Origin of the sequence: uncultured Caldilinea sp. (genome assembly GCF_937128415.1) — a bacterium.
Lineage (GTDB): Bacteria > Chloroflexota > Anaerolineae > Caldilineales > Caldilineaceae > Caldilinea.
The window spans coordinates 24,197-42,752 of record NZ_CAKZMJ010000097.1; the positions used below are offsets into that span (position 1 = coordinate 24,197).

Annotated in this window: 9 protein-coding genes; 3 read left to right on the plus strand and 6 right to left on the minus strand. The window is 63.2% G+C overall.

Features of this window, described 5'->3' with window-relative positions; all coding sequences use genetic code 11:
- Positions 1-11 precede the first annotated feature (11 nt).
- Positions 12-4,799, plus strand: coding sequence for a PAS domain S-box protein (locus Q0367_RS19210; RefSeq protein ID WP_298984214.1), 4,788 nt, complete (start codon positions 12-14; stop codon positions 4,797-4,799).
- 288 nt (positions 4,800-5,087) lie between these two features.
- A complete protein-coding gene (locus Q0367_RS19215) occupies positions 5,088-11,018 on the plus strand; it encodes an alpha-2-macroglobulin family protein (RefSeq protein ID WP_298984216.1) in 5,931 nt (1,976 codons plus the stop codon).
- 154 nt (positions 11,019-11,172) lie between these two features.
- On the opposite strand, the gene Q0367_RS19220 is transcribed toward Q0367_RS19215, so the two are convergent.
- The 6 genes from Q0367_RS19220 to Q0367_RS19245 form a co-directional block, all read right to left on the minus strand.
- Positions 11,173-12,579, minus strand: a complete 1,407-nt coding sequence (locus tag Q0367_RS19220) for an amidohydrolase (protein WP_297639673.1) — start codon at positions 12,577-12,579, stop codon at positions 11,173-11,175.
- 11 nt (positions 12,580-12,590) lie between these two features.
- Positions 12,591-13,001, minus strand: coding sequence for a thioredoxin family protein (locus tag Q0367_RS19225; RefSeq protein ID WP_297639676.1), 411 nt, complete (start codon positions 12,999-13,001; stop codon positions 12,591-12,593).
- A 3-nt stretch (positions 13,002-13,004) separates the two neighbouring features.
- Positions 13,005-13,484, minus strand: coding sequence for a DUF4395 domain-containing protein (locus Q0367_RS19230; RefSeq protein WP_297639680.1), 480 nt, complete (start codon positions 13,482-13,484; stop codon positions 13,005-13,007).
- 52 nt (positions 13,485-13,536) lie between these two features.
- A complete protein-coding gene (locus tag Q0367_RS19235) occupies positions 13,537-14,472 on the minus strand; it encodes a PLP-dependent cysteine synthase family protein (RefSeq protein WP_297639683.1) in 936 nt (311 codons plus the stop codon).
- A gap of 78 nt (positions 14,473-14,550) precedes the next feature.
- Complete coding sequence (gene moeB / locus Q0367_RS19240; protein ID WP_363325895.1) at positions 14,551-15,771, minus strand: molybdopterin-synthase adenylyltransferase MoeB; 1,221 nt, start codon at positions 15,769-15,771, stop codon at positions 14,551-14,553.
- 3 nt (positions 15,772-15,774) lie between these two features.
- Complete coding sequence (locus Q0367_RS19245; RefSeq protein ID WP_014431331.1) at positions 15,775-16,053, minus strand: MoaD/ThiS family protein; 279 nt, start codon at positions 16,051-16,053, stop codon at positions 15,775-15,777.
- A 518-nt stretch (positions 16,054-16,571) separates the two neighbouring features.
- Here Q0367_RS19245 and Q0367_RS19250 point away from each other — a divergent pair.
- Positions 16,572-18,476, plus strand: a complete 1,905-nt coding sequence (locus tag Q0367_RS19250) for a prolyl oligopeptidase family serine peptidase (RefSeq protein ID WP_298984219.1) — start codon at positions 16,572-16,574, stop codon at positions 18,474-18,476.
- The last annotated feature ends 80 nt before the right edge of the window (positions 18,477-18,556 follow it).

The following is an 18,556-nucleotide window of genomic DNA, read 5'->3' on the forward strand; positions in this document are numbered from 1 at the left end:
AAAGAAGCCTTATGGTCTCTCCTTATCTATACATTTATCTGAGCGGCGCGCTGATCACCGGCATGGCGGCCGGCTACGCCTGGCATCGTCGCCGCGCACCCGGCGGAGTCCCACTGGCGATCTTGCTCACGGTTTCGATGGTTTCGATGGTGATCGCCGCCTTGATTCTGGCTGCGCCGGACATCGAGAGCAAACTGCGCTGGGAAAAGCTGAACGTGGCGACGTCGCTTTCTCTATCTTTGCCGGCGCTGCTCTTCGTTTTGCAGTTTACGGGTCGCGCAACCACGTTGAAGCCCTCAATGCTCGGGCTGCTGTCCTTTCCTATCCTCATCTCGATTGCACTGGCGTGGACGAACGAATATCACGGCCTTTTCTGGCGCAGCGTAGCCGTAGACGCGCACGGGGCGTTAATTCTGGAGCCGGGGCTGTGGAACTGGATCGGAGCGATCTTCTACGGGTATCTCATCATTGGGGTCACGCTCTATCTGGCGGCGCGCGCGGCCTGGACGGCTTCTCCGCCCTATCGTAAGCAGTTCGTCGCCGTAGTGGTGGGCGGGTTGATTCCGGTTGCAGCCAGCGTCCTTTACTTCTCCGGCCTCAACCCTTGGCCTGGATTGGAGCTGATTCGGGTGGGCGTCGCTGCAACCGGCTTGATCTGCCTGTGGGCTTTCACCCACTTTCACCTGCTCGACCTGTTGCCGCCTGTGCACAGTCTGTTGACGGCGACGTTGCCCGACGGCGTGATTGCGCTCGACGCCGAACGCCGCATCGTCGACTTCAATCCGGCGGCGCGCACGCTGCTCGGCCTTACGGACGAGTGCATCGGGCGCCGGCTCGAGGAAGCTTCCGGTCTCGCCGCCGGGATCGTCGAACGGTTGCAAGAAGCAAAATCTGACCTGAAAGCCGAGGGCGAGGGCGTCCAGGTGCAACTCGGCGAGCGCACCGTGCAGGCGCTTTGCCGGGAAATCCAATCCGGAGGACGGTCTGCGCAGGGGTGGTTGGTGCTCTTGCGCGATGTGACGCAGCTTGCACAGGCGGAGGCGCGCTATCGCGACCTCTACACCATGCTGCGCCTGATGTGCGACAACGCGCCGGACATGATCTGGGCGAAAGACACGCAGAAACGCTTCCTCTTCGCCAACCGGGCCATCTGCGAAAAGCTGTTGCACGCCAAAGATACGGACGAGCCGATCGGCAAGACCGACCTCTACTTCGCCGAGCGCGAGCGCGCCGCCCGCCCGGACGACCCCAACTGGCACACCTTCGGCGAGATTTGCGTGGACTCCGATCAGGTGGTGCTCGACACCTTGCAGGCGCAACGCTTCGACGAGTTCGGCTTCGTGCGCGGCGAATTTTTGCGGCTGGACGTGTACAAAGCGCCGTTTTGGGGCGCCGACGGGACGTTGATCGGCACGGTGGGCTGTGGCCGCGACGTCACGCGTGAAAAGGCGATGGAGGAGGAGCTGCGCCGTCGCGACGCCATCTATCGGGCTGTGGTCGAGGTGCATCCCGACATGATCTGTCGCTGGCGTCCGGATCGCACGCTCACGTTCGTCAATCCCGCCTTCTGCGCTCACTTTCGCTGCACGCCGGAAGAGGCGGTCGGCCGCGATTTCGTCGAGCTTTTTCCGGCGCATGAGCGTCCTCAGATTATCCAGAGCGTGGCGCAGGGACTCAGGCGTCTGACGCCGGAGCAGCCGACGCATACGCTCGTCCAGCGTGCGCAAGATGAACAGGGCCGCGTCTTCTGGCTCGAATGGACCGATTGCGGGATCTTCGACCCCGAAGGAAATCTGGTCGAGGTGCAGTCGGTCGGCCGCGACGTCACCGAGCGGGTGCAAGTAGAGCAAGCGTTGCGTCGCAGCCAGCAACAGCTGGAAGAAGCGCAGCGCATCGCCCATGTCGGCAGTTGGGAAAACGACTTTCATCTAAACCGCCTGGAATGGTCTGAAGAGACGCGCTGCATTTTCGGCTGGCCGGCCGATCAACCGGTCACCTACGAAGCTTTTATGCGTTGCGTCCACCCCGACGACGTAGAGCGGCTGCGTGCAGCGCAGCAGGCGGTTCTCGCCGGCCTGGAGCCGCTGCAGATCGAATATCGCATCGTGCGGCCCGACGGCGAGGTGCGCTATCTGGCCGAGCGCGGGGAGCTGATCCGCGACGAGGAGGGCCGACCGATGCGCATTGCGGGAATCGTGCAGGACATCACCGAACGCAAACGCATCGAGGAAACGCTCGCCAATGAGCGTCAGCTTCTGCGCACCTTCATCGACACCGTGCCGGAAGTGCTCTACGCCAAAGATCGCGAGAGCCGCTTTGTCTTGGTGAATGCTGCGACACTGGCGCAGCTCGGTGCAACTTCGGAGGAGGAAGTCATCGGCAAGAGCGATTTCGACTTTCATCCGCTGCATTTGGCGAAAGAATATCGCAAGCGCGAGCTCGCCCTGCTGGAAAAGGGCGAAATTTTGAACATTGAAGAGCCGGTCGTCCATCCATCCACAGGTGAGCTGCGTTGGTACGCCAGCGTCAAGGTGCCGTGGCGCAACGCCAACGGCGAGATCATCGGTTTGGTGGGGATCGGCCGCGACATCACGGAGTCGAAACAGATGCATGAGGCGCTGCGTCAGCGGGAGCAGTTGCTCCAGGCTGTCGCCGAAGCGCTCTCTGTGTTGTTGGCGCCCAAACCACTGCCGGAGACGATCCAGTCGGCGCTGGCGATCCTGGGGCAGACGCTCAAAGTGGATCGGGTCTACATTTTTGAAAACTCGCAAGACCCGGAAACCGGCGCCCACTTCACCAGCCAGCGCTTCGAGTGGTGCTCCCCGTTGGCCACGCCGCAGATCGACAATCCCAGCCTGCAAAATATCCCCTACGCAGAGTTTGTGCCGCGCTGGTACGAAGTGCTCTCGCGCGGGGAGCCGATCGTCGGGCTGGTGCGCACCTTTCCAGCGGAAGAGCGCGCCATCCTCGAGCCTCAGGAGATTCAGTCGATCCTGGTCATCCCGATCCTGGTCGAGGAGCGCTTCTGGGGTTTCATCGGCTTCGACGACTGTCACTCCGAGCGCGTCTGGAGCGCGAGCGAGGAAAACATCCTCACCGCCGCTGCGGCGGCCATCGGCGGCGCGCTGATGCGCGACCACATGGAGCGGGAGCTGCAATGGTCGCAGCAGGAGCTGGCCGAAGCGTTGCATCGCGCCGAGCAGCTTGCGATTGAAGCGCAGGCCGCCAGCCGCGCCAAGAGTGAATTTCTGTCGGTGATGAGCCATGAAATCCGCACGCCGCTCAACGGCGTGATCGGCATGACCGGGCTGCTGCTCGACACGCCGCTGAACAACGAGCAACGCCAGTACGCCGAAATTGCGCGCACCAGCGGCGAAACGCTGCTGGCGCTGATCAACGATATCCTGGACTTTTCCAAAATCGAGGCGCGCAAGCTGGAGCTGGAGCGCCTTCGCTTCGACCTGCGCGCCATGGTCGAAGATGCGGTCGATATTCTCGCCGGCCGCGCGCAGGCCAAAGGATTGGAGCTGGTCTGTTTTGTGGAGCCGGAGGCGCCAACCTACGTCATCGGCGACCCCGGCCGACTGCGACAAATTGTGCTGAACCTGGCCGGCAACGCCATCAAATTCACGGAACAGGGCGAAGTGGTCATTCGCGTCGGTGTGGCCTCCGAGAGCGAAACGCACATCACCCTTCGCTTTGCAATCAAGGACACCGGCATCGGCATCCCTCCCGATCGACTGCACCGTCTTTTCCAGCCCTTCAGCCAGGTGGACAGCTCGACGACGCGGCGCTTCGGCGGCACCGGCCTCGGCCTGGTCATCTCCAAACAGCTTGCCGAGCTGATGGGCGGCGAGATCGGCGTGCAGAGTGAGCCGGGCGTCGGCTCCACCTTCTGGTTCACGGCGACGCTGGAGAAATGCAAAGAGACGGACAGCCCGGCGGAGAACGAGTTGGACCTACGCAACGCCCATCTGCTCGTCGTCGACGACAACGAGGCCAATCGGCTGCTGGTGCGCACGCTGGTGACGCAGTGGCGTGGGCGCTGCGATGAAGCCGTTGACGCCCACCAGGCGATTGCAATGTTGCGCAGCGCAGCCGCGCAGGGCGATCGCTATGACCTGGCGTTGCTCGATATGCAGATGCCCGACGCCGATGGCCTCGCCCTTGCGCGTTGGATTCGAGAAGACCTGGCGCTGGCGCAGACGCCGCTGATTTTGATCACCTCGTTAGGGTATCAGAGCGCAGCCAATCATGACGGACTTTTTATCGCTCAGATCGCCAAACCGTTGCGCCAGTCGCAGCTACGCGAGCAGATCGCATTGGCGCTGGGTCAGCGCGCACAGCCGCCCACGCCGACGTCCCATTCCCCGGTGGAAGCGCCGTCTCCGGCGCGGCCGCTGCGCATCCTGCTGGCCGAAGACAACGTCGTCAATCAAAAGGTGGCGCTGACAATGCTCAAGAAGCTCGGCTACAGCGCCGACGCCGTGGCGAACGGCCGGGAAGCGCTCGCCGCCCTGGCGGAGATCAACTATGACCTGGTGCTGATGGACTGTGAAATGCCGGAAATGGACGGCTTCGAGGCGACGACGCACATTCGCAGCGGCGAGGCGGGCGTGCTCAATCCGTCGGTGCCGATCATCGCCATGACCGCCCACGCCATGCAAGGCGACCGCGAGCGCTGCCTGGCGGTGGGGATGAACGACTATGTCTCGAAGCCGGTTCAGCTTGCGACGCTCAGCGCCGCCCTGGAGCGCTGGCTGTCGCCTGAACCGCAGACGAAAGCGCCGCAACCGTAAACGATATTCAACGGAACATTCGCCTCCTCCTGAGCGTCCCCGTTATGGTTGCACAGCCAGAGCAAAAGGGCTATGATGGCTGTGCAGGCCACGAGAATACGCCCTCAATCAGGAGGAGGTCCCATGAAAACGTCTTCGGGCTTATCCCGGCTGCTGCTGTCCCTCATTAGTCTTATCGTCATTCTTTCAATCGTGATAGGAGCTGTCTGGCCGGTGGGCGCCGCTGTGCGCGTGGAAAGTCGCCCTGCCGCCGGCGTGTTTTCCCCCATTGCTCAGGAGGGAATGCCTGTGTCCACCAGCGAACCGACGCCCGCCGCCCTGAACGGCCTGGAGGTGCTGCTCGAGGAAGGCGCCGCACAACCCCAGCCGCCGACGCCCCTCGCACGGCCGCCTGCGCAGCCGCTCGATGCAGAGGCCGTGCAGCCGATTCTCGACCGCCTTCCTCCTCTTGAAACAGCGCCCACCGACGTCGAAGCTTTCAAGCTGCCGCCGCAGTCGCTCCCCCCTGTGCGGGCGAGCGAGATTGTGACGCAGAGCTTCCCCCCGCCGGAGAGCGAGCTGACGGCGCCGGAAGTTCCCGCCGGGCCGCTGGAAGTGCTGCGCTACGCGCCCGAGGGCGACGTTCCGCTGGCTTCTTTTATCAACGTCACGTTCAACCAACCGATGGTCCCGCTCGATACGCTGGAGGCGCTTTCTGCCGCCGAGGTTCCGGTCAAGGTGACGCCGGAGCTGCCCGGCGTTTGGAAGTGGCTGGGAGCGCGCACGCTTTCTTTTGAATATCGAGGGGAGGGCCTGAATCGCTTCCCGATGGCGACCGAATACGTCGTTGAAATCCCGGCCGGAACGACGTCGCTGAGCGGCGGCGTCCTGGAGCAGACGGTGCGCTGGACTTTCCGCACGCCGCCGCCTACGGTCGTGCGCACCTATCCAGGCGTCAGCCCACAGCCGCTCGAGCCCTTGCTCTTTGTCGCCTTTGACCAGCGCATCGACCGGCAGGCGATGCTTAACGCCATCCAGGCGTTCGCCGGCGGGAGAAGTTACTCCTTGCGCCTGGCCACTGCCGAAGAGATCGCGGCGAACAAAGAGGTGAACGGGTACGCGCAGCAGTTCCCCGCCGAGCGCTGGCTTGCGTTTCGCGCCGAAGAGCCATTCCCACCCGCAACGACGGTGACCATCAACATCGGGCCGGGCGCGCCTTCCGCCGAAGGGCCGCTGACCACGACGCAGGTGCAGTCTTTCAGCTTCCAGACCTACGCACCGCTGCGCGTGGTCGATCAAAATTGTAAATCGCCTCAAGATAGTTGCTATCCAGGGCAGCCGTTTTACGTGCGCTTCAACAACCCGCTGAAGGTGGAGGCGATCACCAATGACGTCGTGACCGTGGAGCCGGCCATCTCAGACATGGTGGTGAGCGCTGCTTACGACGGGCTTTCGATCGCTGGCGTCATGGCCGGGCGCACGACCTACAAGGTGACGCTCAAGACCGACATCGAGGACATCTTTGGCCAGCGCCTGGCCGAGCCGGTGACGCTGACCTTCTACACCGGCGACATGGGCGCGTATCTTTCGGGACCAAGCGGCCCACTGGTGACGCTCGATCCTACGGCGCCGACGCCGGCCTTCCCGATCTACACGGTCAACATCAGCAAGGTGCGCGTGCGCGCCTATCAGGTTTCGCCGGAGGACTGGCCCGCCTTTGTCCGATACCAAACCGCCTACTACAACGAACCGAGACCTGACCCGCCAGGCCGCGAGGTGTTGAACACAACGATCGACATCGACGCGCCGCGCGATACGCTGACCGAAACCCATATCGACCTATCGTCCGCTCTGGGCGGCCGTTACGGCCACCTGGTCGTCATCGTCGATACGCCGCCCTCCTTGCTCGAGATGCTCTTCCCCAACCGCTACGCCCCGGTCGTTCGGACATGGGTGCAGGTCACCAAGATCGGGTTGGACGCCTTCTACGACGCCGATGCGCTGGTCGCATGGGCGACGGCGCTCGACGACGGCGCTCCGCTCGAGGGCGCGATGGTGAGGCTGCATCCGGACGGCGTGCAAAAAGTCACCGACGCCAACGGCATGGCGCGCTTCGAGCTGACGCAGTCGCCGCAGATGCTGCTCATCGCCCAGCAGGGAGACGACGTCGCCTTCTTGGTTTCCCCCAGGAGTTACTGGGGCGAGGACGGCTGGCGGAGGGAGACGTTGAGCGACAGCGTCCGCTGGTTCGTCTTCGACGACCGCCAGATGTATCGACCTGGCGAGGAGGTGCACCTCAAAGGCTGGGTGCGCACCCTCGGCGCCGGACCGCAGGGCGACGTTCGCCTCGATCCCGCGCCGAACGGGGCGGTGGACTACACGGTCTTCGATCCCTTCGGCAACCAGCTTGCGCAAGGTTCGGCGCCGTTGACGGCGTTAGGCGGCTTCGACCTGAGCTTCGCGATCCCAGAAAACAGCAACCTCGGCTACGCCAGCGTGCAACTCAACACGCGCAACACGCCGGTCTTCGGCAGCTACACCCATAGCTTCCAGATTCAAGAGTTTCGTCGGCCCGAATTTGAGGTGACGGCGCGCAACGAGACCACCGGCCCCTACTTCCTGGGCGGCGAGGCGATCGTCGCCGTCTCCGCGCAGTATTACGCCGGCGGTCCCCTCCCCGGCGCAGAGACCACCTGGACGATCAGCGCCCAGCCCACCACCTACACGCCGCCCAATTGGTCGGACTTCGTCTTCGGCGAGTGGACGCCCTGGTGGTGGGGCGCACGCGGGGCCTATGTTGACTTTTATCCGACGCCCTTTGGGCCAAGCAGCGCAGGCGGCCAGACCTATGCGGCGCGAACCGATTCCACCGGCCATCACTACTTGAGAATGACCTTTGTCTCGGCGGAAAAGCCGCAGCCTTACAGCGTCAACGCCGCAGCCGCCGTCATGGATGTCAACCGGCAGACCTGGGCTGCCCAGACCAGCTTGCTCGTGCATCCCGCAAAGCTCTACGTCGGCCTGCGCGGGAAGGGCTATTTTGTCCAGAAGGGCGACCCGCTCGAGTACCAGGTGATCGTCGTCGACGTCGACGGCGCGGCGATCGCTGACGTCCCTGTCGCCGTGCGCAGCGTGCGGCTGGCGTGGGCGTTTGAGAACGGTCAGTGGGTGGAAAAGGAAGTGGACGAACAGCGCTGCGACCTGATCTCCGCCGGGGAGCCGGTGACGTGCGCGCTGCCCACCACCGAAGGGGGGCAATATCGCATCACCGCCGAAGTGCGCGATGACGCCGAACGGCTCAACCGCACCGTGGTCACGGCGTGGGTCAGCGGCGGCCTGACGCAACCCTCGCGCACGCTGGAGCAGCAGGAGCTGGTGCTCGTGCCCGACAAGCAGCAGTACGAGCCAGGCGACGTAGCGCGCATCCTGGTGCAGGCGCCCTTCGCCGAAGGCAGCGGATTGCTCACCGTGGCGCGCAGCGGCGTCCTGTACACGCAGAATTTCACGCTCGACGGCGGAACGGCCACCCTGGAAATCCCTATCGAGGAGGTGCACATCCCCAATCTGCACATCCAGGTCGATGTGAACGGCGCAGCGCCCCGCCTCGATGACAAAGGGAATGTGCTTGCGGGCGCGCCCGATCGGCCCGCCTACGCCACCGGCAGTTTGCAGCTCGATGTGCCTCCGCTGAGCCGCGCGCTCTCGGTCGAAATCGAGCCTGACGCCGTGAAACTCGATCCAGGCGCCGAGACCGGCGTGCGGGTCAAGGTGCGCGACGCCCAGGGCGAACCGGTTGCCAACGCCGAGTTGGCCATCGTCGTCGTCGATGAGGCGGTGTTGGCGCTCTCCAATTACCGGCTGGCCGACCCGCTGGCGATTTTCTATGCGGCGCGAGAAAGCGGCGTCGAGAGCGTGTATGGTCGCCGGTCGCTGCTGCTGGCCGCCCCGGACTTGCTGATCGCACAGGCGCGGGGCGGCGGCCCAGAGGCGGCGCCGACGCGCGGCGCTGCGATGGCGGACATGATGCTGGCCATGCCGGCGGCTGCACCGGCCATGCCAGAGGCGGCTGCGGAGGCGCCCGCCCCTGGCGCACCGAGGATCGCCGTGCGCACCGACTTTAACCCGTTGGCGCTCTTCGCCCCGGCTGAACGCACGGACGCTCAGGGCGAGGTGTACGTCGCCTACAAGCTGCCCGACAATCTCACCCGCTATCGCCTGATGGTGGTGGCCGCCACCGAAAAACAATTTGGCGCTGCGGAGAGCAACATCACGGCGCGGCTGCCTCTGATGGTGCGCCCCTCGGCCCCGCGCTTCCTCAACTTCGGCGACCGCTTCGAGTTGCCCGTTGTCATCCAAAACCAGACGGACGAATCGCTGACGGTGGATGTGGCCATCGAGGCCGCCAACCTGAAGCTGGATGGAGCGACAGGGCAGCGCGTCGAGGTTCCGGCCAACGAGCGCGTCGAAGTGCGCTTCCCGGCCTCGACCGAGAACGTCGGGACTGCGCGCGTGCAGATCGCCGCAGTGGCGGGCGAGTACGCCGACGCTGCAACCGTGCAGATGCCCGTCTACACGCCGGCGACGACCGAGGCCTTCGCCACGTACGGCGTGCTCGACGAAGGCGCAGTGGCCCAGCCGATCGCTTCGCCCCAGAATGTCTTCCCGCAGTTCGGCGGGTTGGAGCTGAGCACCTCTTCGACTGCGCTGGCGACGCTCACCGACGCCTTTCTCTACCTTCAAGCGTATCCTTTTGAGTGCTCCGAGCAGCTGGCCGCGCGCATCCTGAGCGTGGCCTCCCTGCGCGATGTGCTCACGGCCTTCCAGTCGCCTGAGCTGCCCGCAGACGAAGAGATCGTCGCCGCCATGCAGCGGGACATCGAGCGGCTGCGCCAGATGCAAAACTGGGATGGCGGCTTCCCCTACTGGACCAAAGGCGACGACTCCATCCCGTACAACTCGGTCTTTGCGACGCACGCGCTGGCGGTCGCCCGCAACAAGGACTACGTCGTCCCGCAAGAAACGTTGGACGCTGCGCTCGGTTACCTCCGCGCCATCGAAAACGCCTACCCGGCCTGGTATGGACGCAAGGCGCGACACGCCATCAGCAGCTACGCCGTCTATGTGCGCAGCCTGCTCGGCGACTTCGATTACGTCAAAGCGCGCAGCCTGTACAACGAGCTGCCCGTGGACGAACAGTCGCTGGAAGCGCAGGCCTGGCTGTGGCAGACGCTCGCCGGCGATCCGGCTTCGGCGGAGATCGTCGCCGCCATCGAGCGCAACATTCAGAATCGGGCGGTGGAGACCGCCGGCGCCGCCAACTTCATCGTCTCCTACGACGATCAGGAGTGGGTGTTGTTGCATTCCAACCGCCGCACCGACGCCGTAGTGCTCGATGCGCTGATCACGCAGACGCCCGCAAGTGATCTCATTCCGAAAGTCGTGGCCGGGCTGATGAACGGTCGCGTCAAAGGGCGCTGGGCGAACACGCAGGAGAACGTCTTCGTGTTGCTGGCGATGGATCGTTACTTCAACACCTTCGAGGCGACGACGCCTGATTTCGTGGCGCGCATGTGGCTGGGCGAGACCTACGTCGCCGAGCATGCGCACCGAGGCCGCACGACCGAGACGCAACAGACCGTCGTCCCGATGCAGTTCCTCGTCGAGCAGCCGGGTGTGCAGGACCTGGTGATTGCCAAAGAAGGCGATGGCCGACTCTATTATCGGTTGGGCATCCGCTATGCGCCGACCGATCTGGAGCTGGAGCCGATCGACATGGGCTTCGTCGTGGAGCGCACGTACGAGGCTGTGGATGATCCGAGCGATGTGCGCCGCGATGAGGATGGCGTCTGGCATATCAAGGCAGGGGCGCGGGTGCGCGTGCGCCTGTCGATGGTGGCCGTCAGCCGCCGTTACCATGTGGCGCTGGTCGATCGTCTGCCCGCCGGCCTGGAGCCGATCAACCCTGCGCTGGCCGTCTCCGAGCGCGTCCCCGTCGATCCGACCGGTCAGGCGACCAACCGCTTCTACTGGTGGTGGGGCCCGTGGTACGAGCACCAAAACTTGCGCGACGCCGGCGCAGAGGCATTCACGTCGATCCTGTGGGATGGCGTCTACGAATATAGCTACGTGGCGCGGGCGACGACGCCGGGCGAGTTCGTCGTTCCACCGGCCAGGGCGGAGGAGATGTATTCGCCGGAGGTCTTCGGCCGCAGCGCCAGCGACCGGGTGATCGTGGAGTGAGAGGATGGGGAGAGGTGGAGAGGGGGAGAGGTGGAGAGGGGGAGAGGTGGAGAGCGGGAGAGGTGGAGAGCGGGAGAGGTGGAGAGCGGGAGAGGGGGAGAGGGGGAGAGCGGGAGAGCGGGAGCGGAGCCGCGGTTCCGCTCAAACGGCGCGTTCATTCCAGAGGTCGCCATTTCCCTCGTCGTTCTAACAGCCTCTCCGTGCCGGCGCGTTGGGCGAGATGCTGTGCAGCGCGCTGCGCGTCGCGGAGGATTTTCGCTTCATCCAAATGTGTAAAGACGCCGTTCTCCATCAATACGCGGCCATTGACCACCACCATCTCGACGTTGGGCTGGCCTGCGGAGTAGACCAGCGTGGTCACCGGGTCATGCACCGGCGTGGCCTTGGGGGTGAAAGGGTTGACCAGGAAAAAATCCGCCTTTTTGCCCGGCGCCAGGGAGCCGACCTGGTCGGCCAGGCCCATGGCTTCGGCGCCCCCGCGCGTCGCCCAGTCGAGCGCCTGTTGCGCCAGCACGCAGGAGGGATCCTGGCGCCCCACCTTCTGGAGCAGCGCGCCGAATTTCAGCGTCTCCAGCATGTCCTGACAGTTGTTGCTGCCGGAACCGTCGGTGGCGAGGCCGATGCGCAGTCCCCGTCCGGCCAGTTGCACGATCGGCGCAATGCCCGAGCCTAAGTACATGTTGCTCACAGGGTTGTAGGCGACGGCGACATTGTGACGCACGAAAAGCGCAACGTCCTCCTCGGTCATATGGACGCAATGCACGGCGATAAAATCAGGGCCGAGCACGCCGCTCTCGGCCAGCATGGGGATGGTGGCGCGTCCCCAGCGTTGCTGCGCCGCCACATTGTCGAAAGGCGTCTCGTTGACGTGCATGGTGATCGTCATGCCGGTTTCGTCGGCGCAGCGGCGCACGGCGCGCAGCCCCGGCTCGGTGATCGCCCAAATCACGCCGATCGCCAGGCCGATGTCCAGTCGACCATCGCCTGCGCCGTGGAAGCGCTCCTGAAGCGCGCGGGCGTGCGCCAGCGCATCCTCCGCCGGTTGCCGCATGACGTCGGGAATGCCCATCTCTTCGCCGCTGTCGACGACGGTGCGCGTATAGCGCCCGCGCAGCCCGCTGTCGAGCATGGCCTGGATCACCGCCTCGTGCAGGGCTGGATTGTCCAGGCTGTACATGAAATCCATCACCGTGGTGGCGCCGCTGCGTAGATTCTCCAGACAGCTCACCAGCGACAGCAAATACGCTTCTTCGGCGTTGATGGCGCGCGCTGTAGGGAAGGTGACCGCCTGCACCCACTGTTCGACGGGCATATCTTCGCCCAGCCCCTTGACGGCGGACTGAAAGAGGTGGGTGTGAATGTTGAGCAGGCCGGGAAAGAGCGCGCGTCCGTTTGCGTCGATGGTGCGGTCGGCGATGCATTGGGCGTCCAGCTCGGCGGTGGAGCCGACGGCCGCAATGTGTGGGCCTTCGACTGCGATGGCGCCATCTTCCAAAATGCGACGCTGGTCGTCTTGGGTGACGACCAGCGCGTGACGGATGAGAAGATCGACTTTTGACATGGCTCCAGAGTTCATGGAGAGCCGACGACCTGGCTCTGCAATTTTTGCAACGGCGCAACGCCGTGATTGATGGCCACCGGGCGCAGCTCCGCATCGAGCACCACCGTCGTCGGCACGGTCATAATGCCATAAAAATTCGCGAGCGTTTGCTGCTCCAGGGCGTCGATCTGATGCACGGCCACATCGAATTTCGCCTGGAGCTGCGTCAGGATCGGCGTCTGCTGTAGACGACATTGTGCGCACTCGCTGGTGGAAAAGTATAGCACGGTGGGCTTGCCGCCGGCAACGCCGGGGGGCAGATGAACGGGCGCAGTTACGCCTCGCAGTTTTCGCAGGCGACGATGCTGCCAGATGCGCCAAAGCCCGTACAACAACGCCGCCGCCAGCGCTACGGCGAACACGATCAACAGACGCTCCAACACGGCTTATCCTTTCCTGTTCTTCTGGGTTGCATTGACCTGGGTCGAGGCCGTCTGCCAGGAGGGCAGGGACGGTTTCACGCCGAGCCGTCCCAACTGGTAGTAGAGGAAGCAGCCCAGACAGAAACCTAGGAAGAGATTGACTGCAGCCAGCACGATCACAATCGCCGCCAGCGTCCAGCCGACGACCGACGCGTTAAGCCAGAGGGCGATGGCGCTCGCCACCAGAAAGAGGCCGCCCAGCCCTTGGGCAAAGAGGTGTGGGCGGGGATCGTCTTCGATCAGGTGAGGCTTGGGCCAGCCCAACGGCTTGAAGATGCGAGCGTAGATCAGCTTGAACAGGCCGGCTTCCGGCCACACCGTGCCGACCACCATCACAGCCGCCACCAACGCCACCAGCCACACCGAGTTCAGCAGAAACGCCAGCGCCAGCAGCAGGATGATGCTGGCCTGGTTGAATTTCAATGCAGTTTGATCGACCTTCATGGCTTTCCCCCTTGCGCGTTGCGCTTCCACGCCTGAAATGTAGATGTCTGTCTTATCCAAAAAGGCCCAGACTCACATATTTGCTGCCGTCGTCCGGCAGGATGGTCACGATGCAGCCGCTGCGCAGCTCGCGAGCAAGCTCGATGGCGGCGTGCACCGCAGCGCCGGCGCTGATGCCGACAAACAGACCGGCCTTACGGGCAAGCGCGCGCGTCGTCCGCCATGCATCCTCCGCGGCGACGCCCAGGAAGCGATCCACCAGATGGGGGTCATAGATGCCCGGCGTGATGGCCGTCTCCAGATGCTTCAGCCCTTCGATCACCGAAAGTTCGTCCTCCGGTTGCACGGCCACCAGCTCGACGTCGGGGTTGCGCTCCTTCAGATAGCGGCCCGTGCCCATGAAGGTGCCCGTCGTGCCCAGCCCCGCCACGAAATGGGTGACGGCGCCCGCCGTCTGCCGCCAGATTTCCGGGCCGGTGGTGTCGTAGTGCGCCTGCCAGTTGGCCGGATTGTTGTATTGATTGGCGTAGAAATAACGAGAAGGCGCTTCGGCCACGATCTCCCGCACCACTTCGATGGCGCCGTCCGAGCCTTCCAGCGGATCGGATTCGATCAGGTGGGCGCCATAGGCCTTGACCAGCGCTTTGCGCTCGGCGCTCACGTTGGCGGGCATGACCAGATGCACGGTGTAGCCTTTGACCGCGCCGATCAGCGCCAGCGCAATGCCCGTGTTGCCGGAGCTGGAGTCGATGATGATCTTGTCCGGCGTCAGTCGGCCGTCTCGCTCGGCGTCTTCGACCATGCGCAGCGCAGCGCGCGCTTTCACCGAACCGCCTGGATTGGTCCACTCCGCTTTGGCGCGGAGGCTCACCCCCGGCGCAACCCCGCGCGCATGGGCGAACCCGCTCAAGTCCAGCAGCGGCGTGTTGCCGACCAGAGACAGAATATTGCTCGCCTCGGTTCGCCTTCGTTCAATGGTGCGAATCATCCTGGTTAGCTCCCGGAGCCTGGAGCGAGAGAATCCGCTGTCGCTCTGAGCCCCTCTCCCTTCTTCACATCTTTTCGCCTACGCCGCCACCAACTCCGCACTGTGCTCTCGCGCCGGGAACCCGCAGAACTGGTCATAGTCGATCAGTTCGGTCACCGTGGGATGCTCGCCGCAGAGCGGGCAGTTGGGGTCGCGCTGCACTTTGAGCGTGCGGAAGCTCATGTCGAGCGTGTCGATGAGCAAGAGGCGTCCCACCAACGGCTCACCGATGCCGAGGATCAACTTGATCGCCTCGATGGCCTGGATCGAGCCGACGATGCCCGGCAACACGCCCAACACGCCCGCCTCGGCGCAGCTCGGCACCTCGCCCGGCGCCGGCGGTTCGGGGTAGAGGCAGCGGTAGCACGGGCCGCCCACGATGCCCTTTTCGGGAATGTCGGGCATGTAGACCGTCGCCTGTCCCTCAAACATGAAGATGCTGCCGTCCACCAGCGGCTTGCCGAGCATGTGGCATGCGTCGTTGACCAGATAGCGCGTCGGGAAGTTGTCCGAGCCGTTGAGCACGATGTCGTATTGCCGGATGATGTCGAGCGCGTTCTCGCTGGTCAACGGCGTGTTGTGCGGGATCACCTTGACGTCCGGGTTGATGTCGCGGATGCGATCTGCGGCCGATTCGACCTTAGGCCGGCCGACGTCTTTGTTGCCGTGCAGGAGCTGGCGTTGCAGGTTGGAAAGATCGACCACGTCGAAATCGACGATGCCCAGCGTGCCGACGCCCGCCGCCGCCAGATACATGGCCGCCGGGCTGCCTAACCCACCTGCGCCGATCAGGAGCACTTTGGCTTCCAAAAGTTTGATCTGGCCGGCCTCGCCCACCTCTTTCAGCAACGTGTGGCGCGAGTAGCGGATGCGCTGCTCTTCGGTCAGCACGCGAGGCACGGTGAATTTGAAGCCGGCGTTCTTCCAGCCGGTGAAGCCGCCGATCATCGAACTGACGTTCGCGTAGCCCATCTCCTTCAGGCTGCGCGCCGCCAACAAAGAGCGCACGCCGCCTGCACAGTAGACCACGATCGGCGCATTGCGGTCGGGGACGTACTGCTCGATCTGCAGCTCCAGATAGCCGCGCGGGATGAAGAGCGCGCCGGGAAGATGCCCCTGCACAAATTCGTCGCGCTCGCGCACGTCGATTACCGTCACCGGCGCCCGCCGGTCGAGCAGCTCTTTGACCTCCTGCGCCGTCACTTCGGGCACTTCGCGGCGGGCAAGCTCCAGCAATTGATCACGGTTCAGTTGCGGCATCATTCACTCCTGTCCACCCGCCATAGCCGGGACGATCGAGACCTTGTCGTTTTCGCCCACGGGCGTATGCAAACCTTGCAATCCGCGAATTTCGGCGTCGTTGACGAAAACGTTGATGAATCGTTTGATATTGCCGTCGTCGTCGAGTAGACGGTCGGCCACGCCCGGATATTGGGCGTCGATGGCCTGGATGATCGAGCCGACGTCGCTGCCCGTCACTTCCACCTTCGCCTGACCGCCGGTCAATCGGCGCAACGGCGTTGGCACATATACAGTCGCCATAAGGTCAAACACCCTCCTTGATTGCTTTGCTACATTGACATCAAAAAATCACATCAAAGAAAACGCCGGGTCATTCAACGATGAACCCGGCGCAGACCAAACTATTTGCATGAACGGCGCAGAAGGAAGGTCAAGAAAATTGCGAACTTCTCATTCTGCTGAAATTGTTGGAGTTTTGCTCAGGCTCATCGCTTGCAATCGGAAACAGCGGGAGACCACCAGCGCCATGCTGGCTGTTCCCGCTATCGACACAAGCAAGTCAGTTGATTCGCCGAAAAGCAAAACTCTCGTTGCATACGATTGTTGTAGAAAGCTATCTTCAGCGCACTTTCATTCTGTGCGCCCAAGTATACTCGACAATGCTTTCTTGTCAAACCTCTAATGAAAATAGCGCACAATTCGGCTGCGATCCGTATCTGCGCTTACGTTGGCTCCTCTTGAGAATTAGCGTACAATCCCTCCATAGTTCTTGTTGCATGGCAGTGCCAAAAGAGTTGAACCCAGAAAGCGACCAAACGATGAGCTCTTATCCGCTTCAATCCTTGCTTGCTGCGCGTCAGTTTGTTTCGCCCCAGCGCGTCGGGGACAGGCTGTACTTCATCAGCGACATGTCGGGACGTTTAAGCCTGTACTCGATGCGGGTCGGCGGCAGTGTGCCGGAGCCGTTGATTCCGCCGGACATTGCGCTGCCCAATCCGCATCATTTGGGCGACGCTGTTGCGTACCGGGTGTTGCCTTCGTTGGGCAAAATCCTGTTGATGCTCGACCGCGACGGCGACGAAAACTACCAACCGGTCTTTGTGCCGATCGAAGGCGGGCTGCCGACCCCAGTCTTCGGCGACCGTTTCGCCGGGCAGCAGGTTTTTTGCGCGGCCTGTGACCCAGAGCGCAACCTGGCGCTTTTCAGCGTCGATCCGCGCACGTCGCCGTACTACGAAAGCTTTCTGGCGGACCTGAATTCGCTGGAACTGACCAGCCTTGGGGTCAGCCTGTATGGCAACCATCCCGTCGCCCACAACGATGACTTCTCCGTGATTCTCCTCGCCGACCAGTACACCTTCGGTGATGTGGTCTGGTGGCTGTGGCGCCAGGGCGAAACGGAGCGCACGCTGCTCTTCGGCCTTCCGCTTGAGCAGCGCCTCGAGGGACAGGCGGTCGCCCCCAACGGCCTGGGCGACGCCATCCTGATTGAGGATGAAGGAGTGCTTTTTGTTTCGGCGCTCTTCAGTGAACACTATGGCCTCGCATATTTCCGGCTCGATGCGCCAGACCAGGTGCAACAAGTGGAGGTGCAGGGGACGATGCATCGCGGCCAGGGAGAGATGACGTCGTTGAAGCGGAGCTTTGGCGATCGCCACCGGCTCACCTACAACATCGACGGCGTTTCGTGGTGTTACGCCGGCGTCTTCGATCGCGCCAATCTGCTCTTTCGGGTCGATCGGGTTCTGGTCGGCGAGGGGGAGCTGAGCAACGGCGTGATCGAGTCGATCAGCGCAGACCCCGTCTCGAAGAGCATGGCGCTTTCCTTCTCCACGGCGACCTCCCCTTCGCAAATTTACATCATCGAATCCGATGATTCACGCCTCCGCCAGACGAACGAGCGCGTGCTTGGCATCCCCGCCGACTTGCTCTCGCCTGGAGAAGACTATCCATACACATCCCATGACGGCCTGCGCATCTCTGCACGGCTCTACCTGCCTGCAGCAGAGCTTGGCTACGCAGGGCCAAGGCCGGTCATCTTTTACATCCACGGCGGCCCGCAGAGCCAGGAGCGTCCCGATTTCACCTGGTTTTCGATGCCGCTGATCCAGTTTTTTACGCTCAACGGATTCGCCGTCTGGGTTCCCAACGTGCGCGGCAGCACCGGCTACGGCATCTCCTACATGAAGCGCGTCGATCGCGACTGGGGCGGCGCCGACCGTCTCGACCATATCGCCGCCTATGAGCTGCTGCGCAAGGATGAGCGGCTGGACATGACGCGCGTCGGCGTGATGGGGCGTTCCTACGGCGGCTATATGACGCTCACGCTGGCAGGGCGCCACCCCGAGCTCTGGAAGGCAGCGTGCGATATGTTCGGTCCCTACAATCTGCTCACCTTCATGGAGCGCATTCCCGCAACGTGGAAGACGTACTTTTACACCGCCGTCGGTCACCCGGAGAAGGATCGAGAGTTTTTGATCGAGCGCTCGCCGAGCACCTATCTGCATCAGCTCGCCTGCCCGCTGCTTGTGATCCAGGGCGCCAACGACCCGCGCGTCGTCGAGCGCGAGTCGCGTGACCTCGTCGAGCACCTGCGCAGCCAGGGCAAAACGGTGGAGTATGTCGTCTACGAGGACGAAGGTCACGATGTCATCAAATATCCGAACAAGGTCGATTGCTACAGCCGGATCACCGAATTTTTCAAACGACATTTGAATCCTTGAAATGAATGATGCGCGCAGAGCGGTGAAGAGAATGGAGAGTGAATTTGTGTTTCTTTACGTCGCTTTGTAAAGTAGGATGA

Coding starts and splice junctions, on each gene's coding strand:
- Q0367_RS19210 (WP_298984214.1), top strand. CDS start 12: ATGGTCTCTCCTTATCTATACATTTATCTGAGCGGCGCGCTGATCACC.
- Q0367_RS19220 (WP_297639673.1), bottom strand. CDS start 12,579: ATGTCAAAAGTCGATCTTCTCATCCGTCACGCGCTGGTCGTCACCCAA.
- Q0367_RS19230 (WP_297639680.1), bottom strand. CDS start 13,484: ATGAAGGTCGATCAAACTGCATTGAAATTCAACCAGGCCAGCATCATC.
- Q0367_RS19235 (WP_297639683.1), bottom strand. CDS start 14,472: ATGATTCGCACCATTGAACGAAGGCGAACCGAGGCGAGCAATATTCTG.
- moeB (WP_363325895.1), bottom strand. CDS start 15,771: ATGCCGCAACTGAACCGTGATCAATTGCTGGAGCTTGCCCGCCGCGAA.
- Q0367_RS19245 (WP_014431331.1), bottom strand. CDS start 16,053: ATGGCGACTGTATATGTGCCAACGCCGTTGCGCCGATTGACCGGCGGT.
- Q0367_RS19250 (WP_298984219.1), top strand. CDS start 16,572: ATGAGCTCTTATCCGCTTCAATCCTTGCTTGCTGCGCGTCAGTTTGTT.